Genomic DNA, 234 nt, shown 5'->3' on the forward strand with positions numbered 1-234 from the left:
TGCGCGCGCAGCACGCTGCCGAGGTTGCTGTACGCCTGCGCGTACTGCGGGTGGTGCGCGATCGCCTTGCCGTAGCTCGCGGCCGCCGCGTCGTGCTCGCCCAGGTCCTGCAGCGCGTTGCCGAGGTTGTTGTGCGCCTCCGGATAGTCCGGCCGCAGCGCCACCGCGCGACGGTAGTGCGCGATCGCGTCGTCGAGCCGCCCGCATTCGCGCAGCATGTTGCCGAGGTTGTTG

The 234-nt window shown here is 71.4% G+C and carries 1 protein-coding gene; it reads right to left on the reverse strand.

Annotated features, from left to right (window positions below; genetic code table 11):
• Positions 1-234: tetratricopeptide repeat protein (locus tag HWY45_RS37550; RefSeq protein ID WP_176118534.1), on the reverse strand; the 234-nt coding region annotated here is incomplete at both ends.

The sequence above is a fragment of the Burkholderia stagnalis genome, assembly GCF_902830275.1.
GTDB classification, from domain to species: Bacteria; Pseudomonadota; Gammaproteobacteria; order Burkholderiales; family Burkholderiaceae; genus Burkholderia; species Burkholderia stagnalis.